The following is a 25,168-nucleotide window of genomic DNA, read 5'->3' on the forward strand; positions in this document are numbered from 1 at the left end:
GTGAGGAATTAAGAATGCGTGGGCCGGACCATCAGCTTTTCGAGCTCATCCACGATGGCCGTGGTGGCGTTTGGGTGAGCCAGGCGCCGGATGCTGGTAGTCAGCTGCTGCTGCCGGGCCGGGTTGCCGAGCAAGGCCAGGGCTTCGTCGTAGAGGCGCAGGCTGGCTTCGGCATCCGTCACGAGCAGGGCCGCATCCTGGTCGACGAGGGCGCGGGCATTTTTGGTTTGATGGTCCTCGGCCACGTTGGGCGAAGGCACCAGCACGCAGGGCTTGCCCGTGAGGCACAGCTCCGACACTGATAACGCCCCGGCCCGCGAAATCACCACGTCGGCGGCGGCGTAGGCCAGGTCCATGCGCTGCACAAACTCCAGCGCGTGCAGGCCGGTACCGGGGTAAGGCTCCATATCTTCGCGGGCCGTGGGGTAATACAGCTTGCCGGTTTGCCAGAGCAGCTGCACCCCGGCCATTTTCAGGCGCGGCAGCGCGGCCGCCGTGGCGTGGTTGAGGGTGCGGGCGCCCAGGCTGCCGCCCACCACCAGTAGCACGGGGCGGCTGGCATCGAGGCCAAAAAAGCGCAGAGCTTCTTCCCGGCTGCCTTGGGCTATTTCGCTACGGATGGGGTTGCCGGTCAGCACCAGCTTTTCGGCAGGAAAGAACTTTTCCATGCCACCGTAGGCCACACAGATTTTGCTTACGCGCCGGGCCAGCAGCTTATTTACTAGGCCGGCGTAGGAGTTCTGTTCCTGAATGAGCGACGGAATTCCGCGCGAGGTAGCCGCCAGCAGCACCGGAGCCGAGGCGTAGCCACCCACCCCCACCACGGCATCGGGCTGAAACTCTTCCAGCAGCTTGCCCGCCTTGCGCACCGAGCGAAACACCCGCACCGGAAAAAGCAGATTCTGGGGGGTGAGGCGGCGCTGCAAACCTGTAATATCAAGGCCCACGATGCGGTAGCCGGCTTCAGGCACGCGCGTCATTTCCATGCGGCCGTTGGCTCCTACGAAGAGAATTTCCGCGGCCGGATGGCGGCGGCGCAGCTCGTTGGCAATAGCCACAGCCGGGAAGATATGCCCGCCCGTACCGCCACCGCTGATGATGACACGGTAGGGTTTCAATTCTGAATTATGAATGCTGAATTCTGAATTGGGCATTGGATTGGGTTGGGAAGCAGAAGAAAATCTAATTGTTCAGGGTTACCTACGCCAGCGCCGTTTTCTTCGGTATGCGGGCGGTATCGGCCGGCTCACCGGTCATGGGGCGAAGCTCCCGCTCCCCGCGACTCACGGCCAGGATGATGCCGATGCTGATGCCGGTGAAAATGAGGGACGTGCCCCCCATGCTCAGCAAGGGCAGCGGCAGCCCGGTAATAGGGCCCAGCCCCACGGCTACGCCCATATTTACCATGGCCTGCAAAACCAGGCTAAAGCTCAGCCCCGCCGAGAGCAGCCCACCAAACGCGCCGTAGCTGTTCATCACCGTAATCAGACCACGGTACAAAAAGGCGAGGTACAGGAACAGGATGGCTACGCCACCCAGCAGCCCGTACTCCTCAATGATAACGGCGTAAATGAAGTCGGAGTATGGGTGGGGCAGAATGTTGCGCTCGGTGCTTTTGCCGGGGCCTTTGCCCGATACGCCGCCCGTGGCAATGGCAATGTAGCTGTGCTCCAGCTGAAACGGCACTGGCTTGGTTTTGTCGGTGAAGTTCTCGATGCGTGACTGCACGGTTTTGAAGCGCTGTCCGGTGGCTAGGCCCAGGCCGCCCACCACGGCCCCAATGGCAATCATGACGGCCATTTGCTTGAGCGGCACCCGGCCAATGAACATGAGCAGCAGACAGGTAGCAAACAGCAGCAGCGCCGTGGAAGCGTTACTCATGATGATGATGCCGCAGATCAACCCCACCCACAGCATCACGGGCAGCAGCGTGGTCTTGAAATCGTCGACGTGCTGCTGGCGGCGGCTGAGCATGCTGGCCAGATGCGCAATGAGGGCCAGCTTGGCCAAGTCGGAGGGCTGGAAGGTTTGGTTGATGACGGGGATGGTAAGCCAGCGCGAGGCCTCGTTGATGTTCGAGCCCATGAAATAGGTAAACAGCAGCAGCGGCACCGACAGCAGCAGGGCGTAGAGCGACAGGCGCGAGTAGTGCCGGTAGTCGATGCGGTGGGCCAGCCACATGAAGAACAAGCCCACGAAAATCAGCCCGGTATGCTTGATGAGGAAGTACTCCGTGTTGCCACCCATCTTTTTGTAGGCCAGCGTACCCGTAGCCGAGTATACCACCGCAATGGAGATAAGCGAAAACAGAATCACAATACCCCAGAGCACCGGGTCACCCTTCAGGTTGCGCTGTAGCCAGTTTTTGATGATGTCCATCCGGCGGGGAAATGATGAAGTGGTGAAATAGTGCGTTCGGTCCTGGTAGCAGCAGCGCCCAGGCTATTCGTTGGCTTCCTCGTTGGTTTGCTCATCGGCGAGTTCCTGCACGGCGGCAGCGAACTGCCGGCCGCGGTCCTCGTAGTTTTTGAACAGATCAAACGACGCGCAGCAGGGCGAGAGCAGCACCACGTCGCCGGGTTGGGCCAGCTCGGCGGCGCGGCGCACGGCCTGCTGCATGCTCTGGGTTTCCTCTACCAGCGGCAGCACGGGCCCGAAGGCGGCTTTCAGCTTCTCATTGTCTACGCCCAGGCAAATCAGCGCCTTCACGCGCGACTGCGCCAGGGTTAGCAGCGGGGAGTAGTCGTTGCCTTTGTCGGTGCCGCCCGCAATCCAGACGATAGGCTCCCGGATACCGTCGAGGGCGTACCAGGCGGCTTCCACGTTGGTGGCCTTGGAGTCGTTGATGAAGCGGGCGCCATTTATTTCGCCTACGGGCTGCAGGCGGTGGTCGGCGTTACGGAACGTAGCCAGGGCGGTTTCAATCTGCCCGGCCTCCACGCCGGCCACGCGGGCGCACAAAATGGCCGCCAGGATGTTCTGGCGGTTGTGCTGGCCTATCAGCGGCGAGCTGCTGGTGCTGATTTCCTCGGTCTTACCGTAGTAGCCGGGCTCCAGGTCCACGCACAGCCGCTCTTCGCCGGTATAGTAGCCGGCCAGGTGGTAGTCGGGCCGGGCGTGGAGGCTGAAGGGCAGTTGCCGCACCGGCCGCAGGGCCGCCTGGAAGTAGCGCTGAATAGTCTCGTCGTCGGCGTTGTAGATGAAATAGCCCTGGCTGTCCTGGTTGCGCATGATGCGCAGCTTAGACTGGGCATACTTCTCCAGAGAGTAGTCGTACCGGTCGAGGTGGTCGGGGGTGATGTTGAGCAGCACCGACACCCAGGGCTGGAAGTCGTAGGTATCGTCGAGCTGGAAAGAGCTCATTTCCACCACGTAGTAGTCGAACTGGTCGTCGATAACCTGCTCGGCCAGCGAGAAGCCCACGTTGCCGGCCAACCCCACGCGCAGGCCCGCTTCCTTCAGCAAGTGGTAGGTAAGCAGGGTGGTAGTGGTTTTGCCGTTGGTGCCCGTAATGCAGATGCACTGCGCCCGGGTGTAGCGCCCGGCCAGCTCAATTTCCGAAATGATGGGAATCTGCTTTTCGCGCAGGGCCTGTACTACGGGCGCTTTCTCCGGGATGCCGGGGCTTTTCACGACTTCCGTAGCCGTCAGAATCTCGCTGAGCGTGTGCTGGCCTTCCTCGAAGCGGATGTCCGCCGCCTGCAGCTTCTCTTTATAGCTTGGCTTGAGCGTTCCGGCATCCGACACAAACACGTCGTAGCCTTTGGCCTGCGCCAGCAGCGCCGCTCCTACCCCACTTTCGCCCGAGCCGAGCACTACCAGTCGTTGACCGTTTGCGGTTGCCGTCATGGGTTAGCGAAGTTTGAGGGTGACGAGGGTAATAACGGCCAGCATAATGCCCACAATCCAGAAGCGCGACACGATTTTACTTTCGTGGTAGCCCAGCTTCTGGTAGTGGTGGTGCAGCGGCGACATGCGCAAGAGGCGCTTGCCTTCCCCGTACTTGCGGCGGGTATACTTGAAATAGCTCACCTGCAGCATCACCGACAGGTTTTCGATCAGGAAAATGCCGCAGAGCACCGGAATCAGCAACTCTTTGCGCACGATAAGGGCCAGCACCGCAATGATACCCCCAATAGCCAAAGAGCCGGTGTCGCCCATAAATACCTGCGCCGGGTAGGAGTTGTACCACAGAAAGCCCACACAGGCCCCCACGAAAGCCGTACAAAAGATAACCAGCTCCCCGGAGTTCGGGATATACATGATATCGAGGTAGTCGGCCAGCAGTGCGTTGCCGCTCACAAAGCAGAAAATAGCCAGCGTGATGCCGATAATGGCCGAAGTGCCGGCCGCCAGCCCGTCGAGGCCGTCGGTGATGTTGGCGCCGTTGCTCACGGCCGTGATGATGAGGATGACGATGGGAATGTAGAGGATGCTATACAGCCCGTTGAAGTAGGGGCCGGCGTAGCTGAACAGGTTGCCGTAGTTCAACTCGTTGTTTTTGGCGAAGGGAATGGTGGTAATCATCAGCTTCACATCCTGGTACACGGTACTGGCATCTACCGCCGACAGGTCGCCGTTGGGCAGCAGGTACTGGCGCACGGTCACGTCCTTCGAGAAAAACAGCACCCAGCCCACCGTAATACCCAGGCCAATCTGGCCCAGCACCTTGAAGCGCCCGGCCAGCCCTTCCTTGTCCTTCTTTACAACCTTAATATAGTCATCCACAAACCCGATCAGGCCCAGCCACACGGTGCTCAGAATCATCAGCACGATGTAGATATTGTCGAGCTTGGCAAACAGCAGCACCGGCACCAGAATGGCCAGTAGGATGATGAGCCCGCCCATCGTAGGCGTCCCTTTCTTCTCCATCTGCCCCTGCAAACCCAGGTCGCGGATGGACTCACCAATTTGCTGCCGCTGGAGCAGCCGGATGAGGGGCGCGCCAAAGTACTGGGCAATGATTAGCGAAGTTACCACTGCCATAGCCGCGCGGAACGTGGTGTACTGAAACACGCCGGTACCGGGAATGTGGTAGTGCTGGTAGAGGTAAGTGAAGAGGTAATACAGCATGAAGGCGAAGTCAGCGGGTCAGGAAAAGCGAAAGCCGAACAGCAAAATTAATGCTTCGGGCCGGGTGCCGGGTGCGCAGGAAGGAATCTTTATGGTTTGGTTTGCTGACTTGGCTCCTTAAACACGACGCGCTAAAGCTCATTTGTCCAGCAGCGCAAACATTTCGGTCAGCACCTGTTTGTCGTCAAAATCAGTTTTTACCCCTTTAATTTCCTGGTAAGACTCGTGGCCTTTGCCGGCTACCAGCACAATGTCGCCGGGCCCGGCCAGGGCGCAGGCCGTTTTGATGGCCTCGCGCCGGTCGGCAATGGTGAGCACCTTGCCCAGGTCCTGGGGCTGCACGCCGGCCTGCATCTGGGTTAGAATGTCCTGGGGGTCTTCAAAGCGGGGGTTGTCGGAGGTGAGCACCACGCGGCTGGAGCCTTGGCACGCCAGGTTAGCCATGATGGGCCGCTTGGCGCCGTCGCGGTTGCCGCCGCAGCCCACCACCGTAATCACCTGCTGGCTGGGCTGGCGGATATCGGCAATGGTCTGGAGCACGTTTTCCAGCGCGTCGGGCGTGTGCGCGTAGTCTATGATGCCGGTCACGCGCGTCTTCGGCGATACCACCGGCTCGAAGCGGCCCGGCGCCGAGGTCAGCCCCGACAGCACCGTGAGGACTTCCGTGGGCTCTTCGCCCAGCAGCACCGCCGCCCCGTACACGGCCAGCAGGTTGTAGGCGTTGAACACCCCAATCAGCCGGAACTGCGCCTCGCGCCCGTCGATTTCGAGATGCAGCCCGTGCACAGCGTTTTCGATGAGCTTGCCCCGGAACGAAGCCGGTCCGCGCAGGGAATACGATTCGCGGCGGCCCACCACGTTCTGCAGCATCACCGGCCCGCGCTTGTCGTCGGCATTGGTGAGGGCAAACGCCGACTTGGGCAGCGCGTCGAAAAAGCCCTTTTTGGCTTTCAGGTATTCCTGGAAAGTGCCGTGGTAGTCGAGGTGGTCGTGGGTGAGGTTGGTGAATATGCCGCCCGCGAAGTGCAGGCCGGTTACGCGGTGCTGCACCACGGCGTGGCTGCTCACTTCCATAAATACGTGCGAGCAGCCGGCCTGCACCATACGGGCCAGCAGGGCGTTCAGCCGAATGGCGTCGGGCGTGGTGTGGGTAGCCGGAATTACTTCTTCGTCAATCTGGTTCTGCACTGTACTCAGCAGCCCCACATGGTAGCCCAGCTCCCGGAACAGCTTGTGCAGCACCGTGGCGCAGGTGGTTTTGCCGTTGGTGCCCGTCACACCTACCAGCTGCAGCTTCCGCGACGGATGCCCGTAGAAAGCCGCCGCCACGCGGGCCATAGCCTCGGCGCTGTCGGCCACTTGCACATACGTAGTGTTCGGACTTAGCTCCGTCGGCAGCGCTTCGGCTACCACCACGCTGACGCCCAGCTCTTCGGCTTTCGAAATAAACTGGTGTCCGTCGACGGTAGCTCCGCGCAGGGCGAAAAACGCCGTGCCGGGCGCGGCCTGCCGCGAGTCCAGCGTGAGGCCCTGTACGGTTGCCTCAGTGGGGCCGTGCTGGACCAGCACCTGCAGGCCGGCGAGCAATGCAGAAAGCGAATGAGAGGGCGAAGTCAGATCAGGCATGAGCAAGACAAGCCGGCGCAAAGCCGCACCGGCCGGAGGTAAGCGTTATTTTCGGTTGGATTTGTTGGGCTCGGCCGCGCGAGCCTGTGCCTGCTCGGCGCCCCCGTTTAGCTGCTGGCGCAGCTTGCGCTGGCGCTCCAGCAGGGCGGCCTTCACCTTGGCCGGGTCGGGCTCGGCGGGCGTGATGAGCTTGTTTTCGGCTAAGTCAGGGGTTTCGGGGGCAGCCACCGGGGCGACGGGCGCCGAGGTTTGCCCAATCGGCTGTAGCGTGAGGGAAATGACCGCGCCGCGCTGCAAAGGCGCACCCGCCGCCAACGACTGCGCCCGCACCCGGCCCGTGCCGTTTAGGCGCACCCGCAGGCCGCGGTTTTCGAGCAGAAACAGGGCGTCGCGCAAGCTCATGCCCACCACGCTGGGCACGCGGCCACGCTTTACGGGCTGCTCCTGCCAGGTGAGGGCTTTGTTGCCCTGGCCGGTATCGGCGCGCACCCAGTCCTCGGCGCTGGTGGCCGGCTGGGAAGGCAAGCCCATGTGCTGGGTCACCAGTTGCAACTCATCCTGCATGCCTACCCCAATAGTAGGTATACGCTGCTTTTTCTGCGGGGCGCGGGCCAGCAAGGGGCGCTGACTGGCCGCGTCGCGGGCCATGGCTTTATCGGCCACCTCGCGGAACACCGGGGCGGCCACGTCGGCCCCGTAGATGCGGCCTTTCTTGGGCGAATCGACTACCACAATGCAGGAGTACTTGGGCTTATCGGCCGGGAAGTAGCCGCAGAAGGAGGTCGAGTACACTTTGGTATAGGCGCCGTTTTTGAATTTCCAGGCCGTGCCGGTTTTGCCAGCCATCGTAAAATCCTGGGAGCGGATGCCGCGGGCGGTGCCTTCCGTTACCACGCCTTCCATCATGGCCCGCACTTTGGCCAGGGTTTCGTCGGAGCAGATTTTGGGGTTCAGCACCTTCGACTCAAAGCTTTCCAGCACCTTATCGGCCTGCTTGATTTCGCGCACGATGATAGGCTGCACCTTCACGCCGCCGTTGGCCACGGCGTTGTAGAAGGCCAGCGTCTGCAGGGGCGCCAGCTTCAGCTCGTAGCCGATGCTCATAGTGGTAAGGGAAGTGCGGCTCCAACTCCGGTCCCGGGGGTCTTTGATGTAGGGTCGGGCCTCGCCGCTCATCTGGAAGCCCAGCGGCTTGTCCAGCCCGAAGCGCTTAAGGTAGTCGGTGTACTTGCTGGGGTCTTTGCTGAAGGTATGGTCGGCCAGCCAGGCCACCCCGATGTTGGAGGACTTCTCGAAAACCTGCTTCACGGTGATGTTGCCGTAGCCGTGGGAGTCGGTTTTCACGGCCCCGCCCACATACATGCGGCCGTTGCCGGTATTCACCATGTCGTCGAGGGAGAGGTCGGGGTTTTCCTCGAAAATGGCCATCATCGACGCCAGCTTGAAGGTAGAGCCCGGCTCGGTGCGCCCTTGGTCGGCAATGGCGTAGTTGTAATCCTCGCGGTACACGCCCTCGGCCACCTTGCCCAGGTTAGCCACGGCCTTGATTTCGCCAGTCTTCACTTCCATCAGAATCACGGTACCGTACTGGGCATTGTTGTCCACCAGGGACTTGTACAGCGCGTTTTCGGCCACGTCCTGCAGGTTGATATCGAGGGTGGTTTTCACGTCGTAGCCGGGCACGGGCTTCACCTCGGTGCCGTCGTAGATGGGCTTGTTGCCGCCGGGCAGGCGCTCAAACAGCGCTTCGCCGTCTTTGCCGGCCAGGTGCTGGTTGAAGGTGTACTCCAAACCCGCGCCGTTCTTGTCCTCGTTCACAAAGCCAATGGTGCGCTGAGCCAACCCGCCAAACGGCCGGAAACGCTTGTCGACTTTCTCGAAGATGGCCCCGCCCTGGTTTTTGCCGGCCCGAAAAATGGGCCACGTCGCCATCAGCTTCTTTTCCTGGAAGTTGATCTGCCGGGAGTTCAGCCGGATGTAGCGCACGTTGCGCCGGGGGTCGTGGGCGTTTTTGAGCTTGCGCGTGTATTCCTGGGCACTTTTATCACCGAAGAACTGCGAAAGCAGCAGCCCGAGCGAATCGGCTTTCTGCTCGAACAGCCGGTCGTCCACCACCGACGGGTCCCAGGCCACCCGGTAGAAGGGCAGCGAGGTGGCCATGATACTTTCGTTGTCGGAGTAGATGTTGCCGCGGGTAGCAAACACGGGCTGGTACACGATGCGCCGCTCCTGCTCCAGGGCGCGCCACCGGTCGCCTTCCTGAAACTGAATACGCCACACCTTCACCACAATGGCCGCGGAAAATAGCGCCACGCCCAGGAAAGCCAGCCGGACGCGGGTAACAATGGATTTTTTAACGTTTCCTTTCATCTCTACGCGGGGCAGAATGAGGGGCAGAAGCGGCCGGAGCGGCCGCAGCTTCGGTGGCAGGCACGCCCACCGGCACGGGCGGGGCGCCTACCAGGTCATCATCGGGGGAGCCCGTGAGCGGAGCGGCCGCCTGCTGGGCGCGCAAAGCCGAGTCGGCAATGGCCTGGGCGGCTACGGAGTCGGCCGTGAGCAGGGGCACGCGGTCAAGCTCGGCTTCGTCGAGGCGGCCGGCGGGCACCGTAATGCGGAAAGGTGGCGAGGAACTCTCCACCAGCCCGTAAGCGGCTACACGCCGGGCCACTTCGCTTTGCTTGCTGGCTTCCATGTAGTCCGATTTAAGGGTGGTGTAGTCGGCGCGCAGGTCTTCGGTTTCCAGCTTCAGCTTCTGGATGCTGCGGTTCATGCGCAGAGCATAGTGCGTGTTGCCGATATAGACCAGCGTTAGGAACATAATGAACAGCACGTGCGGCAGAAAACGTACGGGCAGGCCTTCCCGGAACAGGCCATCCATGTTCGTCACGCGCTCCAACAGCGAGAATACACTCCAGGAGCTACGCGGTGCTTCTACCTTAGGGCGCCGCTCGCGCACTTCCGGCTCGGGCGTAGGCTTGGGCGCCGGGGGCTCAGGCAACGGCGCGGGCTCCGGCTCCACGTAGCGGGGCACGTTGGCGCGGGGCTGGCTGGCGGTTGGTTTTATGGTATTGATAGCCACGGGACGTGGGAAAAGTCAAGGTAAATTCTCGCTGAGTTTTGCAGAGGGCGGCGCAGAGCCTACCGACTTCGCTCCTCACTTCTGATGCCGATTCGGAGCTTAGCGCTGCGGGCACGGGTGTTGAGGACCAGTTCTTCGGCCGAGGCTTCTACGGGCTTGCGCGTGAGTGCCTCAAAGGGCGTGGACGTGTGGCCAAACAGGTTTTTCTCGGCTTCGCCAAAGAATTTACCCTTGGCCAGAAAGTTCTTCACCAGCCGGTCTTCCAAGGAGTGGTAGCTCATCACCACCAGCCGACCGCCGGGCCGCAGCACCTCGGCCGTTTGCAGCAGCATATCCTGCAGGGCCGCCATTTCGTCGTTTACTTCGATGCGCAGGGCCTGAAAAACCTGGGCCAGGTACTTGTTTTCCTTGCCGCGCGGGGTGCAGCTGGCAATGGCTTTTTTCAGCTCACCAATAGTCTGGATGCCCGCACCCCGCCGGCCACTCACCACGGTGTGGGCCAGCGTGCGGGCGTTGGTTACTTCCCCGTACATCCCGAAGATGCGGTGTAGCTCGGCTTCGCTGTACTCATTCAGCACGTCGGCGGCGCTGGGGCCGTCCTCGGCGTTCATGCGCATATCCAGCGGCCCGTCGAAGCGGGTGCTGAAGCCGCGCTCCGGCGTATCAAACTGGTGCGACGACACGCCCAGGTCGGCCAGCAGCCCATCTACGGGCAGGGCGCCGTGCCGGGCTAGCTCCCGGTGCAGGTGGCGGAAGTTGGCGCGAATAAACGTGAACTGCGGCCGGGCCAGCTGCGCGGCTTCCCGCTCAGCGTCGGCGTCCTGGTCGAAGCTGTAGAGGTGGCCGGTGGTAAGGTGCTCCAGGATGCGGCTGGAGTGGCCGCCGCCCCCGAAGGTCACGTCCACGTAGCGGCCGCCGGGCTGCAGGTCGAGGGCCTCCAGGCACTCGCGCAGCATCACCGGGCGGTGGTAGGCGGCGTCGTTGTGGTAAGTTTCCGGGGAGCTCATGCGGCCAAAGGGCTGGGCCCGGTTTCGGTGGTCAGGAATTTCTGAGCCAGCTTGGAGAAGCTCTGCTGGTCTTTGATGAGGAAGTCGTCGTAGCGGGTGGGGTCCCAGATTTCGCAGCGGTTGCCCATGCCCACGATGATGGCTTCCTTCTCGATGCCGGCGTAGCGCAACATGGTACGCGGCAATCCGAAGCGCCCGATGGCGTCGAGCTCCACCTCCGTCATGCCCCTGAAAAAGTTGCGCTGAAACTGCCGGTACTCCTCGTTGAACTCATCCAGCGCCATCACCTTCTCGTGAATTACGCGCCAGGCTGCCCGGGGGTACAGTACCAGGCAAGGCTCAAACCCGCGCACCAGCACCAATTGGTTGCCCGACGATTCGGGCAGGCTGGCCTTCACCTTGGCGGGCAGCACCAGGCGCCCTTTCGGGTCCAGCTTGCACTCGTATTCGCCGGAGAGAAGATTCATGGGGCCTGGGCACGGGGGAGGGTATTAACAAAAGTACGCAACCCCTGGCAAAAGGCAACCACCTTTTACCATTTTCTACCACTTCAAGAAAACCCTATTTTCAGCCCGCAAATAGGGTTTTACCGCTATAGTCAATGATATAGCCGTATTGAACGACTTATGACCGAAAGCAGTTTGCCAGAATGTCAGGTGCTGGGGCATACTAGGGTCCGGCCCGAAATTACCACGCTGCATTCCGGATTTTGCACGCATCCCAACGGGGGGTGCCGTATCTTTGCTTTTGTGAAACGCCCTCTTGCTCATCGGCTGTTTGGTGCCTGGCTGGCCCTGTTGGTGCTCACCGCTTCGGTGGGCCTGACGGTGCAGCGGCATACCTGCCGGGTAAGCGGGCAGCACTCAGCCCACGTGGTGTTCAGCTCGCCCCGGCATGGCTGCCCACCGGCCGTGCCAGCTGCCGGGCAGCATCAGTCCGGCAAGGCCAGGCTGCAGAAAGCCTGCTGCGAGTTCAGCGCCCAGCATCATAAGGTAGACCTGCCGACGGCCGGCCTGAAGGCACTCAAGCTGGTGCCACCCGCGCTAACCGCCTGGCTGTCCGACGCCGTGTGGCCGCAGGCGCCCGCCGTGCGTTCGGTGCTGGCGCATGCTGATATCTGGCACGCCTCGGATACCTCGCCCCCGGCCCGCGCCGGCCGCATGCTTCTTACGTTCGTCTGCACGCTGGTGGTGTAGCAGTAGTTCCTGCCTTGCAGCCGGGCCCTGGGTTCGGCTGATATCGGCGCGTTCAGCTCTGAATGCGCCCACTGGAAATCTGCTACTCTTCTTGCTATGAATCGTTTTTCCGGGTTTGGCGGCCTGTGCGCCGCTGCCCTGCTGCTTAGCAGCCCCCGGGCTCTGGCCCAAACTGCTGCCCTGGCGCCCGTGCGCGGGCAGGTTACCGACGCCGCTTCGGCCTCTCCCCTGCCCGGCGCCGTGGTGCGCTGGCTGGGCACCACCGATGCCGCCTCGGCCGATGAGCGGGGTGGGTTTTCCATCGTGCGACCCGCCCAGGCTGGTGTGCCCCGGCTGATCGTGAGTTTCCTGGGCTACCGCCCCGATACGCTGACGGTGGCCGCCGAAGGCACGCCCTACCTGCGCGTGGCCCTGCGCCGGGGCACGGAGCTGGCTGAGGTGAAAGTGGAAGGCCGCGCCCAGGCGTACTCGGCCCTCACGCCCACCAACTCCCAGGTTATTACCAGCCGCGACCTGACGAAATCGGCCTGCTGCAATCTGGCCGAAAGCTTCGAAACCAACGCCGCTGTGGAGGTTTCGACCACCGATGCCGTGTCGGGCGCCAAGCAGATTCAACTGCTTGGCCTGGATGGTGCTTATTCCCTGCTGACGGTAGACAACCAACCGGCTTTGCGCGGCCTGTCCACGCCGTACCGATTGGGGTATCTGTCGGGTACCTGGATTGAGAGCATCGACATCATCAAAGGCATGGGCTCGGTGGTGAACGGCTACGAGTCGATTTCGGGCCAGGTGAACGTGCGCCTTAAGGAGCCCGACAAAACCGACCGGCTCCTGTTCAACGCCTACGGTAACGACCTGGGCAAATTCGACCTGAACCTAAACCTGGCCAGCCCGGTGGGCAAGCGCGGCAGCACCGTGCTGCTGCTGCACTCCGACCACCTGGGCCGCCGCGTGGACCGCAACCACGACAACTTTCTGGATTTGCCCCTGGCTACGCAGTACAACGTGCTCAATAAGTGGAAATATAAGTCGGATAAGGGCCTGGTGGCGGAAGCGGGCGTAGGAGCCCTGCGCGAAACCCGCCAGGGTGGTCAGGTAGGCTTCCGGGAAAGCAACCCGGCGGGCTACTACGGCACCACCATGACGGCCACGCGCTATACCGGCTTCACCAAAACCTCCTACACCTGGCCCGGCCGGCCCTACCAAAGCCTGGGGCTGCTGCTGAACGGAACCGCGTATAGCTTTGACTCGCAGTACGGCCGCCGCACCTACAATGGCACCCAGAACACCGGGCAGGCCACGCTGCTGTTTCAGAGCATTCTGGGCACTACGGCGCACACCTACCGGCTGGGGCTGAGCTACCTGCACGACAATTACTGGGAGTTGTACCGTACGGGCCTCACTTATCCTAATGAAACGCCCGCCCAGCGCTATGCCCGCGAAAACCGCCGCCGTCAGGAACGCGTGCCCGGAGCTTTTGCCGAGTACACGTTCCAGAATGCCAAAAACCTGACGCTGGTAGGCGGCCTCCGCCTCGACCAACACAACCTCTACGGCTGGTTTCTGACGCCCCGCCTCAACGTGAAGTATGACGCTACGGCCTCTACCATTCTGCGAGTGGCGGCCGGCCGCGGCACGCGCATAGCCAATCCGCTGGCCGAAAACACGGGCATGCTGGTATCGTCGCGGGAGTTTTCGGTGGCCAATAACCTGCAGCCCGAGCGGGCCTGGAACGTGGGTGGCTCCTTCACGCAATACTTCACCGTTGCCAGCCGGCCCGCCACCTTTGTGGCCGATTACTACCACACCGAGTTTCAGAACCAGGTGGTGGCCGATATGTATTCCTCGTCGAATTTGCTGTGGATTGACAACCTGTACGGGCGCTCTTTTTCGCGCAGCCTGCAAACGGAAGTGCAGGTAGAGCCGCTGAAAGGCCTGCAGGCCAAGGCCGCATATAAGTTTCTGGACGTGCAGACCAGCTACGGCGGCCAACTGCTGCCCAAGTTCCTGACGCCCCGCCACCGCCTGTTTGCCAACCTGAGCTACGCTACGGCTTTCGACAAGTGGCGCTTCGACCTCACGGGCCAGTGGTTTGGCCGCCGCCCCCTGGCCATGAGCCCCGGCACGGCCCACTCCGACCCATACCACAACCCGCTGCCTACTACGCCCACCGCCGACCAGCTGAGCTACACGCCCCGCTACGTGCTGTTCAATGCCCAGGTGACGCGGGCCTTCAAGCGTTGGGAGGTGTATGCCGGCGCCGAAAACCTGCTCAACTACCGCCAGCCCAACCCCATCATCGGCGCCTCCGCCCCCTTCGGCCCGAACTTTGATGCTGCCATGGTGTGGGGCCCCACGTTCGGTCGCCTTACCTACGCCGGCCTGCGTTTCCGCCTGCAATAATTCCTCGTCTTTCTTTTTCTGATTCTCCTTATGAAGACCCTGCAAACCCTGCTGTGCACCCTGGCCCTGGTTTTGACCGCGCAATTTGCGCAGGCCCAGACGGCTACAACTGACACCAAAGTAAAAACCAAAACCAGCGGCGAGACCCTTAAAATCAAGACCTCGGCCGTGTGCGACATGTGCAAGGCCCGGCTGGAAAAGTCCCTGGCCTATGAAAAGGGTGTGCAGAGCGCGGTGCTCGACGTACCCTCGCAGGTGCTGACGGTAACGTACCGCGCCGATAAAACCTCGGCCGACAAGCTGCGCGCCGCCGTGCAGCAAACCGGCTACGATGCTGACGCCAAGCCCGCCGATGAGCGCGCCTACACCCGCCTGCCCGACTGCTGCAAGAAAACCAACGAGGTTCATTAAGTTGTAGTCTGCCGGATTTTCGTGCAGGCCCTGGTCACCGTCGCAAACCGGTGGCCGGGGCCTGATGCTTTTTCGGGCTTGCGGCGGATTTAGTAGAGGAATACCGGCCGGCAGTAGACTAAGCCCGGTTTGTTGCCGGATATTTCAGGTAGGCACGGACTTTGTCTTGTTTTCTTTTTATATTTAATTGAACGATATAGTCCTGTTTGCCTGATGCGCGTCACGTAGCCTTCTTCCGCCATGAAAATATCCTGTGCCTTGCTCGACGACGACCTGCTGGTGCTGGACTTGCTGCAGGCCTACGCGGCTATGACTGATGTGCTGGACGTGAAAGCCGTATTCAACGACCCGGTGGAGGCGCATACGTATCTGCTCAACCACGAAGTGCAGGTGCTTTTCTCCGACGTGACGATGCCCCATCTGAGCGGCCTCGACCTGGTTCGGTCCTTGCAGCAGCCACCGCTGGTGGTGCTTATGACGGCTTTTCCGCAGTATGCCATGGAAGCTTTCAACCTGGACGTCATCGACTTTCTGCTGAAGCCCATTACGCTGGACCGTTTTCTGCGAGCCGTAAATAAGGTAGCCGGGCTGTTGCGCGCTACAGCGCCCGGCCTAGACACCCCAGAGCGGCAAGCGGCGGAATCAGGGTCGTTTTTTATTCGCACCGATGCCCAGTTTGTGCGCCTGCACTACCGGGACGTGCTTTACATCGAAGCCCTGAAGGACTTCACCAAACTTCATACTTCCGACGGGCGCACGCACCTTACGCTGGTTAACCTCAAAAACCTGGAAGAGCAGCTGCCCGCTGGCTTGTTTGTGCGCACGCACCGCTCCTACCTGGTCAATGCAGCCCTTATCGATTCTGTCAGCAATTTAGAAGTACGCGTGGGTAGCCATTCTCTTCCTTTGGGCCACACCTACCGCGAGCGGGTAACGGAGCGCATTGTGCACCGGTCACTTATCCGGCGGCAGCACTAAGGGCCACGCCCGTGTCCGGCTCCGTAGCGGGCAGCGTAAACCGGAATACCGACCCCTGCCCTTCCACGCTGTCGAAGGTGAGGCGGCCGCCGTTCAGTTCCGCAAACTCCCGGCATAGCCGTAGGCCCAGTCCAGTGCCTTCTTCGCGGGCTGTACCGGGCGTGGTATAGCCAATGGCAGCCTGCCGCAGCTTTTCCTGATTGGCGGGCGCAATACCCACCCCAGTATCAGCTACCGCAATTTCCCAATCTCCTCCCCGGCGCCGGCCGGAAACCGTGACGGTGCCGCCACCCGGCGTGAACTTGATAGCGTTGCTCAGCAGATTGCGCAAAATCAGCCGGCACATGTTTTCATCGGCGCGCACCAGGCAGGACGACAGCTCATTGCGCAACTCTACGCCTTTGCGCTCGGCATCCAGCGTCAGCAGTGCTACACACTCCGCGGCAACTATCTCCAGCGGCAGCACCCGGGTTTGCACGCCTTCGTCGCGCATCTGCGTCATGGCCCAGTTCAGCAGGTTGTCGAGCAGCTCGAGGGTGGTGTTTAGGGTTCGGGTGAGGCGGTCCATGTGCGTTGCCAGCCGCTCAGGGGGCACGCTACCCAGGTTGAGCAAGCTCAGAAGCGTATACAGGGAGCTGAGGGGGGAGCGTAAGTCGTGGGAAATGACGGAGAACAGCATGTCCTTGCTGCGGTTCAGCCGGTCCAGCTCTTCCTTCTGCCGCTGAATAGCCAGGTTTTTGTGGGAAAGCAGCCCGTTGATGGCCGCCTGCCGACGCCGGGCCAGGTATAGGCCGCCGGCCAGCAAAAGCAACAGCACGGCCCCCAGCCCCAACCCGTTGCGCCACCACATCTGCCGCTGCAGGTTGGCTTCCTGTCGGTGCCGCTCTTTCTGCAGCGCTACGATTTCCTGCTCCTTTTTCTCCGTTTCGTAGCGCATTCTTATTTCGGCCACCTCCGCTCGGCGCTCCTCCGTCGCCACGCTGTCAGCCAGCAGAATATGCTGCGTAAGGGCCTTAAAGGCATTGGGAAAGCGCCCCTGCCGCCGGTGCAGCTCCGATAAGCTTAAGTACAGATTGCTGAGCTGGCGCTTGTTGCCGCTGCGCTGGGCCAGCGGCACCGCCCGCAAAAAATACCCCTCCGCTGCCGCCAGGTTCCCCGTAGAGTCGTGGGTGGCGGCCAGGGCCTCGTAGAGCATGGCCAGCAGCGACAAGTCCTGCCGCCGGGGCATCACTGCCAGCGCATCCAGGTATACCTGCCGGGCTGCGGGGTACTTTCCCATAGCCATGTATAGTTGCCCTACACTATGCAGCACGTACCCGGTAGCCACGCTGTCGTGCAGCTGCCTGGAGCGCTGGGCGCTTTGCTGCAGATACTGCAATGCCTGCGGAAAGCTGTGCTGAGCCAGATACATCCGACCTACCGCGTGCAGGGCCACCGCCGCCCTCGAAAACTCGGCCTGCCGCTGCCAGAGGAAGCTGGCCTGCCGGTAGCTTCCGGCAGCCTGCCCCCAGGCCTGCTGGCTGGCATATAGGTCGCCGAGGTGCTCGTACACAATGGCCTGATTACGCAGGTCCCGGAGCTGGGTGAATTTGGTCAGGGCCCGGCGGTACCAATGCCGGGCCCGGCCACTGTCGCCGCGCGCCACCTGTACCCGTCCCAGCAGGTCGTACGTGAGGGCCGTGGTGGCAGTGTCGCGGTGGGCTTCGCCCTGCTGCAAGGCCAGCTGGGCATGTTCCAGGGCTTCGTTGTAGCGACGCATATCTAGCAAGGCCACGGCCATGCGCATGTAAGCGCGGGTGCGGGGCGCCGGACTGATTTGCAGCTTACGCTGAGCTACCCGCAACGACTCCGCCGGGTTGGGCGAAGACAGGGGCGACGTGGGAAGTTGAGCCGGCAGTTTACGCTGCGCCAGGGAGCTGCTCGCAGTACCCGGCATGGGCTGCATACCTTGCACGGCATGGGCACATAGCCAGAGAAACAGCAGGGGCAGCAGACGGGCGGGGTACATAAGGAGAAGCACATCAGCCGCCGGAGACAGGCCCTGATATAGCTGTTCTAAAATAGCAAATTTTTTATATCATCTAAGCTGATGGGCATAATGCAACGCGTCATTATCCGCTACTTTGTTTGCCACAGGCGCCACCACGGCAGGTAAGGCTGGTCGTGATGCTCGTAGTGATATCCGAAAAAATAGCAGCTCACGAAGGCCCACACGTGGTGACGCAACTGGCTGCGGGATTTATGCTGGTTATCGGGTGCATGCTCGCCTCGGTGCGGTAGGTAGGTTCCAAAAAAGAATAATTGCACCGTAGCCAGAACCGCCGGCACCATCCAGAAGGCTATAACACTGATTTGCGGGAAGAAAACCTTCAGGCCATTGTACGCGGCCGCCATTAGCAGCACTTGCCACACGGTGACGTAGTTCCAGGCAAAGCGCCCAAACCACGGCAGGAACCCCTGGTGCTGCCCGTCGTGAAAGTCGGGGTCGTCGGGGGTGGCTACGTGGCGGTGGTGGGCGTGGTGCTTGGGCAGCATCCGCGGAAACCAATTGAAGGCAAACAGCCCGGCCGTGAGGATACCCACCGCGTTGTTGAGGCGTCGGTTGGAACTCACCACGCCGTGCATGGCATCGTGCGCCGTGATAAACAAACCTGTATACAGGTGAGTCTGCAGCAAAACCAGCAGATAGGGCCAGGGCTGCCGCCAGTTGGGCTGGTAAAAAGCCAGCAGAAACGTGAGCAGCCCGCTCCAGGCTGCCAAAACCAGCACAGCGGCCCCAAGTCCCTTGTAACCTAGTGGCGCCGGTTTCACCCGCGACGAATGCGTGACTGAGGGAATGAGTGAATCGTCATTCAGGGCCTGGCCAGCGCGGATTTCGGTCACTTCGCTCATGCACTAATCACAGCTGAAGCAAAGCGTCGCGCACCTGCTCCATCAGCCACATGGGCGTGCTGGTAGCTCCGCAAATACCTACCGACTGGCCGGGCTGGAACCACTCAGCGCACAACTCGTCGGTTCTGGAAATAAAGTGCGTGGCCGGGTTGGTTTCCTTGCAGACCTGATAGAGCACCTTGCCGTTGGAGCTTTTGGTGCCCGATACAAACACAATCTGGTCGAACTGCGCGGCAAAGCGCCGCAGATCCTTGTCGCGGTTGCTTACCTGCCGGCAGATGGTGTCGTTGGCGTTTACCTGGTAGCCGCGCTGCTCCAGCTCGCCTTTGATGCGGTAAAACGAATCGGTGCTTTTGGTGGTCTGGCTGTAGAGGGTGATGTTGGCTGGCAGCTCATGGCTCAATAGCTCATCCAGGTTCTCAAATACCACGGCTGCCCCGCCGGTTTGGCCCAGCAGGCCGCGCACTTCGGCGTGGCCGTGTTTGCCGTAAATAAAAATCTGGTCTTTGCGGTCGAAGCTGGTTTTGATGCGGTTCTGCAGCTTCAGCACCACCGGACAGGAGGCGTCAATCAGCGTCAGGTTGTTTTCCAGAGCCATCTGGTAGGTGCTCGGCGGCTCCCCATGTGCCCGGATAAGCACCGCCTCGTCGCGCAGGCCAGCCAGCTCATCGTAGCTGATGATGCGCAGCCCGCGTCCTTCCAGCCGCTGCACTTCCTCATCGTTGTGCACGATGTCGCCCAGGCAATAGAGGTAGCCCTGCTCATCGAGCAAATCTTCGGCCATCTGAATAGCATAGATGACGCCAAAGCAAAAGCCGGAGTTGGGGTCGATACGGACGCTCAGGTGGTACGGCATAACTGTCGAGTAACTACCAGTACGTACGGAATGTTCTACCCGGTTTGCTAAAAGATAAGGACTTTCGCGCTCTTCTGCTGCCGAGCTATCCAAATAGCGTAACCTATTGGCCCTCTTCTGGCTATTACCTGGCTGATAGCAGCCCGCCTTTACAGTCGTGTCAGCTTCTCGGCATCCGGGCCGGTTACGTGGCCGCGCTCCACCATAAAGCTACGCACCAGGCTAAAGGATTCGGCATCGAGGCCGGACTGCGGATGCCGGAGCAGCGTAGTGAGCAGAAACTGCCGGTCTTCCTCCACGTGCTGGCTCAGGCCCAGGAAACCGGGCAGGTTGCTTTCCACGCTCAGGCGCAGAAAGCGGATTTCGGCGTTATCGGCGTCGAGTTTTACGGCCTGGTCAAACTGCCGGCTGGCGTTCTGCACGTAGCTGAGCTTGTTGAACATCGACGCATCCCGGGCGCGGATGGCTTCAGCGGCGGCTTTATAGGCCAGCACCACGGCATCCTGCTGCGAGTAGGCCGCCATGAGCTTATGAAACTTCTCACCGGCTTCTTTGCTGGCGGCGGCTTGCTGGTACTGGCGGCGTAGGTGCGCTACGGCGTAGGGGTTGGCTTCGGTCGACACGAGGGGGGAGAAAGTCAGAGTCAGAAAGAAAAACAGGAAACGCAGCTTCACGGCAGGCAGAGTTCGGGGGCTAGAGGGCCCGGAGGCGGTAGCGAAAGTACGAACCGAGCAGCAACAGCAGCTTGGTATTGCCGGGTACGCGCACCCGCTCGCCCAGGATGCTGGCCGCCGGCAGCTGCCGGATTTTATGGAAGAGCTTGAGGTAGTACACGTAGGCCAGGTACACGCCCAGCCGGGCCGCGCGCGGCAACTGCACGATGCCCGCATAGCCGGCCTCAAAATCGGCCCGGATGTCGGCCTCAATGGTGCGCTTCACCTCGTCGGTAAACCGCTCATATTGCACGCCGGGGAAGTACACGCGGCCGCGCTCTTCGTAGTCGGAGCGGATGTCACGCAGGAAATTCACTTTCTGAAAGGCTGAGCCCAGCCGCCGGGCCGGCTCCCGCAGTTGGTCGAACAGCGCGGCATTTCCTTCGCAGAAGACGCGCAGGCACATCAGCCCCACCACTTCGGCCGAGCCGTAGATGTACCGCTCGTACAGGGACTGGTTGTAGCTCCGGTCGTCGAGGTCCATTTCCATGCTGTACAGAAAGGCGTCGATAAACTCCCGGTCGATGTTATAGCGGTGTACCACGTCCTGGAAGGCGTGCAGCACCGGGTTCAGGCTAAGCCTGATGTCCAGCGCCTCGTAGGTCTGCCGCCGAAAATCCGCGAACAGGGCCGCTTTGTCGTGGGCGTGAAAGGTGTCCACGATTTCATCGGCCCAGCGCACAAAGCCATACACGGAATACACCGGCAGGTGAAACCGCGCATCCAGCGTGCGGATTCCCAGCGTGAACGAGGTGCTGTAGCGCTGGGTAATCAGCTTGCTGCAGGCCCGGCTGGTTTCAGTAAACAGGGCAACGTGGTCCATTCTTTTTGAATTAATAACGGAGAATTAGTAATGAGGAATTGACCGGCACGGCACTGCTAGCTGCCATGAGCTTCTCCTGCTTTACCAATTCTTCATTCTTAATTATTAATTGCTAATTCTCCTTCGCCACTTCCCGGGCCACCACCTGCCCGGAGATGAGCGAAGGCGGCACGCCGGGGCCCGGTACAGTAAGCTGCCCCGTAAAATACAGGTTGCTGACTTTTTTACTTTTCAGTGAGGGTTTGAGGATGGCCGTCTGGCGAAGCGTGTTGGCCAGCCCGTAGGCATTGCCCTTGTAGCTGTGGTAGTCGTCGCGGAAATCCTGGTGGGCGTAGCTGCGCTTGTACACCACCGCGTCGCGGATGCTGGTGCCGCAGTGGCGCTCCAGCCGCTCCATAATCAGGTGGTAGTAATGCTCCCGGGTGGCTTCGGGGTCGGGCAGGTCGGGCGCCACCGGAATCAGCAGAAACAGGTTTTCGCTTCCTTCGGGCGCTACGCTCGGGTCGGTTTGGGAGGGAGCGCAGGCGTAGAACAGCGGCCGGCTGGGCCACTGCGGGTTCTCGTAGATTTCCTCGGCGTGCAGGCTGAAGTCCTCGTCGAAGAACAGGTTGTGGTGGCGCAGGTTGGGCAGCCGCTTGTTCACGCCCAGGTAAAAAAGGAGCGAAGAGGGCGCCATCGTGCGCGAGTTCCAGTAGGCTTCGTCGTAGCGGCGCCACTCGGGCGCCAGCAGGTGCTGCTCGGCGTGGTGGTAGTCGGCGCCGGCCACCACTACATCGGCGGGTCGGAAGCCGGCGGCGGTTTGCACGCCGGTGGCGCAGCCTTTCTCCACCACAATCTGCTGCACGGGTGCGTTGTATTCCAGCTGCACGCCCTGCTCCAGGGCCAACTGCACCATGCCCTCCACAATTTTGTGCATGCCGCCCATTGGGTACCAAGTGCCCAGCGCCAGGTCGGCGTAGTTCATGAGCGAGTACAGGGCCGGCGTATTTTCGGAGGTGGCGCCCAGAAACAGAATAGGAAACTCAACCAGTTCGAGTAAGCGCGGGTCTTTGAAAAACTTGCGCACGTGCCGGTGCATACTCTGCAGCAAATCCAGGCGTACGGCGTCCACGAGCAGGCGCGGGTCAGCAAACTCCAGGAGCGAGCGGCCGGGCATGTGCACGAATTTATTGATGCCTACTTCGTACTTATAAGCGGCCTGGCGCAGAAACTCGTCCAGGCGGGCCGCGCTGCCGGGCTCCAGCTGCTCAAACAACGCCCGCAGCTCGCTCATGCCGGCCGGAATGTTTACCGCTTCGGGGCCTTTGAAAATCACCTGGTACGAAGGGTCCAGCCGCACCAGCTCGTAGTAGTCGGCTACTTTTTTGCCGAAGCGGGCAAAGTACTGCTCAAACACGTCGGGCATCCAGTACCAGCTCGGGCCCATATCAAAGGTGAAGCCCTCGGCCCTGAAAAGCCGGGCTCGGCCGCCGGGCCCTTCGTTCTTCTCCAGCACCGTGACCCGGAAGCCCTGCTGCGCCAGCGAAGTAGCCGCCGCCAGCCCCGCAAAACCGGCCCCAATAACAATGACGTGTTTACTCAAAGCAGCAGAAAAATCGAAATTTAGGTGGCGGCCAGCGCCGCCTTACGGCACGAAGATGCAGATTCAAAGCTAAAAACCGGAGCCGACGACGGGCTTAAGGCACGGTTGAGCTTCAGCAGCAGAGAAAGCGCGGGCGGTCAGAAAAGGCCGGATACAAACCGGGCCGCGAGCGAGGCAACTTGCGCTGCCGTCACCCGCGGCCCGTGATACGCCCGGGGCGGTTGTACTCTCTCCCTATTCCCTACACGCCGGGGGCGTATACCTTTAATACGTCTTTCAGCTCTTTTCGGGCAATATGAATCCGGTTTTTTACGGTCCCGATTGGAATTTGCAGCTTCTCGGCTATTTCCAGGTACTTATAGCCGATGTAGTACATCATGAAAGGCGTCCGATAATCAGCCGATAAGCCCGCAATGGCTTCGTTGATGTCCGTCACCACAAAGTCGCTGGTGGCGCCATTGTGGGTAATGTAGTTTTCGTCGGTATTGAAGTACTGGAAGTACTCCGTGCTGTCGATGTTGCTGTTGCGCTTCGTTATCTTATTGTAGTTGTTGATAAACGTGTTGCGCATGATGGTGTACAACCATGCCTTCAGGTTGGTGCCCGCTTTGAACTTGTCCTTGTTCAGCAGCGCCTTGAGCAGGGTTTCCTGCACCAAATCCTTGGCATCGTCGGCGTCGCGGGTCAGGTTCATCGCCACGGGCTTCAGCGAGTAGGAAATCTTCTGTACTTGATTGGTAAATTCCAGCGAGGTCATACTGTTTAGCTTTTCGTGGCAAAAAGTTAAACAAATATACGAGTTGAATTGAAACTAGTACGGTTGCACAAAAGAAAATTTTTTACAACCGGCTTTCCGCCCCTTTTACCTGCCCAACTTACGAAGCCGCTGAAATTCAGGATCGAATCCAAGCGGTGCAAAATTCAGCCGGCCCTGTTCCGCAGGCCGGAAAGGGCGTTTAATTATCTTTGGCTGTATGAATGGACGCCAATTGGCGGAAAAGGCTGCGTTTAGGCTGCGGGAGCCGCCTCGCAGCAGGTACACAGCCGGCCAGCCAGTGCCAGAAAGTCCGTCATTAGCCGGACGCGCACCGTGTTGGCGGGCAGGCGCAGGCCCACTTGCTGGGCCAACGGGCCATATAGGTACAGCATCACCTCGGGGCACAGACTATGCACCTGCTCCACAAAATTTTGTACTCGGTCGCGCTCCGGCAGGGCCGTCATCACGGTGCACAAAGCGTGCGGGCGGTAGGTTTCGCACACCGATTTCAGCTCGGCAGTGGGTAGGTTCTGTCCCAGGTACAGCACATGCTGCTTGCGGGCGCGCAGCACATAGTTCATAAACAGCAGGGCCAGCTCGTGCATTTCGCCTTCGGGCAAGAACAGCACCCAGCGGCGGGCTTCCGAGGGCGCTACCGGCGGCAAAGCATCAATGGCCACCATCATTTTCTGGCGCAGCAGGTTGGTTACCAGATGCTCCTGGGCCGGATTGACGGAGCCGGCCTGCCACATCACCCCAATGCGTTGCAAAAAGGGGTAAGCTACGCGCATGATGGCTTCCTCGAAGCCGAGTTCCTTGATGGCAGTGTTCAGCAGGTAGCACAGGCGGCGCTCATCCATTTCCAGCATGGCGGCCAGCAGCGAATTCACTTGCTGGCAATAGTCCTGCACGTCGTCGCAGCAGGAAATGACGGCTTGGCTGAGCTCCTCGGGAGCCAGTTGAGCAATGCGCGAAATACGGTGGCCACGGGCGCAGAGCGTAGCCACGTTCAGCAGGCGGCGCAGGTCCTCGTCGCAGTACGTGCGGATGTTGGTGGAAGTGCGCACCGGCTGCAGTATGCCATAGCGCTGCTCCCACATCCGAATGGTGTGGGCCTTGATGCCGGAGAGCTGCTCCAGGTCGCTGATAGAAAACTGTCCCACTACTTCCGTTCCTTTTGCTGATGACCAATGGCTGATCGCACCGGCGCCGGCCGGCGCCAGGCCAGCAGGTAATACTTAGGCGACACCCACAGCATGCCAAACTCCTCGGATCCGTCGCGGCCGGTGGTTTTGTGGTGCATCTTGTGGGCCATATTCAGGGCGCGCAGATAGGCATTGCGCGACTTGCGCCAGAAGCGCAGGCGGCCATGAATCAGCACATCGTGCACGAAAAAGTACACGCAACCGTAACTGGCAATGCCTACACCCACCCAGAAGCGCCAATCCTTGGCCGGTGCCCCAAAGTGAATGCACAGCATGGAGAGCGTACCGTAAAACAGGAAAAAGAAGTCGTTGCGCTCGAAGCGGTGCGGGTGGCGCACATGGTGCGAGCGGTGCAGAAACCATAGGGGCCCATGCAGCACAAACTTGTGCATGCCCCAGGCGACCAGTTCCATTCCCAGAAAGGTAGCCGCGGAAACGGCTACGGCTGCCAGCGTTGTCATGGGGTGCAAACCAGCAGAAGGGCTAAAAAGTTAAGTTTATCGGCTACGAACCACCAAAAATAGTCGTGGCTGACATGGCAAGTTAAAAAACCAGCCCGACTCC

The 25,168-nt window shown here is 60.8% G+C and carries 22 protein-coding genes; 4 read left to right on the forward strand and 18 right to left on the reverse strand.

From position 1 onward, the window contains the following. Positions 1-8: 8 nt before the first annotated feature. From murG to mraZ, 9 genes are all read right to left on the reverse strand, one after another. Positions 9-1,154, reverse strand: coding sequence for an undecaprenyldiphospho-muramoylpentapeptide beta-N-acetylglucosaminyltransferase (murG, locus tag I5L79_RS00645; RefSeq protein WP_196953086.1), 1,146 nt, complete (start codon positions 1,152-1,154; stop codon positions 9-11). A 46-nt stretch (positions 1,155-1,200) separates the two neighbouring features. Beyond that, entirely contained in the window at positions 1,201-2,379 is a 1,179-nt protein-coding gene (locus I5L79_RS00650; RefSeq protein ID WP_196953087.1) for an FtsW/RodA/SpoVE family cell cycle protein, read from the reverse strand. 63 nt (positions 2,380-2,442) lie between these two features. Beyond that, positions 2,443-3,849: a UDP-N-acetylmuramoyl-L-alanine--D-glutamate ligase gene (gene murD / locus I5L79_RS00655; RefSeq protein WP_196953088.1), complete on the reverse strand. Its 1,407-nt coding sequence runs from the start codon at positions 3,847-3,849 to the stop codon at positions 2,443-2,445. 3 nt (positions 3,850-3,852) lie between these two features. Next, the gene (gene mraY / locus I5L79_RS00660) at positions 3,853-5,073 is read right to left on the reverse strand and encodes a phospho-N-acetylmuramoyl-pentapeptide-transferase (RefSeq protein ID WP_196953089.1); all 1,221 of its coding nucleotides are present in this window, start codon (positions 5,071-5,073) and stop codon (positions 3,853-3,855) included. 138 nt (positions 5,074-5,211) lie between these two features. Next, complete coding sequence (locus I5L79_RS00665; protein ID WP_196953090.1) at positions 5,212-6,699, reverse strand: UDP-N-acetylmuramoyl-L-alanyl-D-glutamate--2,6-diaminopimelate ligase; 1,488 nt, start codon at positions 6,697-6,699, stop codon at positions 5,212-5,214. Positions 6,700-6,744: 45 nt separating this feature from the next. After that, on the reverse strand, positions 6,745-9,069 hold the full coding sequence (locus I5L79_RS00670; protein WP_196953091.1) for a penicillin-binding protein: 2,325 nt from the start codon (positions 9,067-9,069) through the stop codon (positions 6,745-6,747). Beyond that, positions 9,053-9,781 carry an FtsL-like putative cell division protein gene (locus I5L79_RS23130; protein WP_317191343.1) on the reverse strand — a complete coding sequence of 243 codons (729 nt, stop codon included), beginning with the start codon at positions 9,779-9,781 and terminating at the stop codon, positions 9,053-9,055. The genes I5L79_RS00670 and I5L79_RS23130 overlap by 17 nt, the downstream gene beginning before the upstream one ends. A gap of 59 nt (positions 9,782-9,840) precedes the next feature. Continuing rightward, positions 9,841-10,788: a 16S rRNA (cytosine(1402)-N(4))-methyltransferase RsmH gene (gene rsmH, locus I5L79_RS00680; RefSeq protein ID WP_231402639.1), complete on the reverse strand. Its 948-nt coding sequence runs from the start codon at positions 10,786-10,788 to the stop codon at positions 9,841-9,843. Then, a complete protein-coding gene (gene mraZ, locus I5L79_RS00685; protein WP_196953092.1) occupies positions 10,785-11,255 on the reverse strand; it encodes a division/cell wall cluster transcriptional repressor MraZ in 471 nt (156 codons plus the stop codon). Before mraZ ends, rsmH begins: the two co-directional genes overlap by 4 nt. A 282-nt stretch (positions 11,256-11,537) precedes the next feature. Here mraZ and I5L79_RS00690 point away from each other — a divergent pair, with 282 nt between their 5' ends. The 4 genes from I5L79_RS00690 (at position 11,538) to I5L79_RS00705 (ending at position 15,776) form a co-directional block, all read left to right on the forward strand. Beyond that, positions 11,538-11,984, forward strand: a complete 447-nt coding sequence (locus I5L79_RS00690; RefSeq protein ID WP_196953093.1) for a hypothetical protein — start codon at positions 11,538-11,540, stop codon at positions 11,982-11,984. Positions 11,985-12,080: 96 nt separating this feature from the next. Continuing rightward, complete coding sequence (locus tag I5L79_RS00695) at positions 12,081-14,387, forward strand: TonB-dependent receptor (protein ID WP_196953094.1); 2,307 nt, start codon at positions 12,081-12,083, stop codon at positions 14,385-14,387. A 30-nt stretch (positions 14,388-14,417) separates the two neighbouring features. Continuing rightward, on the forward strand, positions 14,418-14,798 hold the full coding sequence (locus I5L79_RS00700; RefSeq protein ID WP_196953095.1) for a heavy-metal-associated domain-containing protein: 381 nt from the start codon (positions 14,418-14,420) through the stop codon (positions 14,796-14,798). A 240-nt stretch (positions 14,799-15,038) separates the two neighbouring features. After that, positions 15,039-15,776: a LytR/AlgR family response regulator transcription factor gene (locus I5L79_RS00705; RefSeq protein WP_196953096.1), complete on the forward strand. Its 738-nt coding sequence runs from the start codon at positions 15,039-15,041 to the stop codon at positions 15,774-15,776. Here I5L79_RS00705 and I5L79_RS00710 read toward each other — a convergent pair. The 9 genes from I5L79_RS00710 to I5L79_RS00750 form a co-directional block, all read right to left on the reverse strand. Beyond that, on the reverse strand, positions 15,757-17,784 hold the full coding sequence (locus I5L79_RS00710; RefSeq protein ID WP_196953097.1) for an ATP-binding protein: 2,028 nt from the start codon (positions 17,782-17,784) through the stop codon (positions 15,757-15,759). The two genes, I5L79_RS00705 and I5L79_RS00710, sit on opposite strands and share 20 nt — an antisense overlap. A 110-nt stretch (positions 17,785-17,894) precedes the next feature. Beyond that, positions 17,895-18,668 (reverse strand): fatty acid desaturase, encoded by a 774-nt coding sequence (locus I5L79_RS00715; protein WP_196953098.1) that lies wholly within the window; start codon positions 18,666-18,668, stop codon positions 17,895-17,897. Between the two features lie 7 nt (positions 18,669-18,675). Further along, complete coding sequence (locus I5L79_RS00720) at positions 18,676-19,524, reverse strand: 4-hydroxy-3-methylbut-2-enyl diphosphate reductase (protein ID WP_196953099.1); 849 nt, start codon at positions 19,522-19,524, stop codon at positions 18,676-18,678. A gap of 149 nt (positions 19,525-19,673) precedes the next feature. Further along, a complete protein-coding gene (locus I5L79_RS00725) occupies positions 19,674-20,198 on the reverse strand; it encodes a hypothetical protein (RefSeq protein WP_196953100.1) in 525 nt (174 codons plus the stop codon). Between the two features lie 19 nt (positions 20,199-20,217). After that, complete coding sequence (locus tag I5L79_RS00730) at positions 20,218-21,060, reverse strand: phytoene/squalene synthase family protein (RefSeq protein WP_196953101.1); 843 nt, start codon at positions 21,058-21,060, stop codon at positions 20,218-20,220. A 112-nt stretch (positions 21,061-21,172) separates the two neighbouring features. Next, the gene (locus I5L79_RS00735; protein ID WP_196953102.1) at positions 21,173-22,642 is read right to left on the reverse strand and encodes a phytoene desaturase family protein; all 1,470 of its coding nucleotides are present in this window, start codon (positions 22,640-22,642) and stop codon (positions 21,173-21,175) included. Positions 22,643-22,883: 241 nt separating this feature from the next. Further along, positions 22,884-23,399, reverse strand: coding sequence for a sigma-70 family RNA polymerase sigma factor (locus I5L79_RS00740; protein ID WP_196953103.1), 516 nt, complete (start codon positions 23,397-23,399; stop codon positions 22,884-22,886). A gap of 251 nt (positions 23,400-23,650) precedes the next feature. Then, positions 23,651-24,562 carry a MerR family transcriptional regulator gene (locus I5L79_RS00745; RefSeq protein WP_196953104.1) on the reverse strand — a complete coding sequence of 304 codons (912 nt, stop codon included), beginning with the start codon at positions 24,560-24,562 and terminating at the stop codon, positions 23,651-23,653. Further along, the gene (locus I5L79_RS00750; RefSeq protein ID WP_196953105.1) at positions 24,562-25,065 is read right to left on the reverse strand and encodes a sterol desaturase family protein; all 504 of its coding nucleotides are present in this window, start codon (positions 25,063-25,065) and stop codon (positions 24,562-24,564) included. The genes I5L79_RS00745 and I5L79_RS00750 overlap by 1 nt, the downstream gene beginning before the upstream one ends. Positions 25,066-25,168: the final 103 nt, after the last annotated feature.

It is taken from the genome of Hymenobacter guriensis, assembly GCF_015773195.1.
Taxonomy (GTDB): domain Bacteria; phylum Bacteroidota; class Bacteroidia; order Cytophagales; family Hymenobacteraceae; genus Hymenobacter; species Hymenobacter guriensis.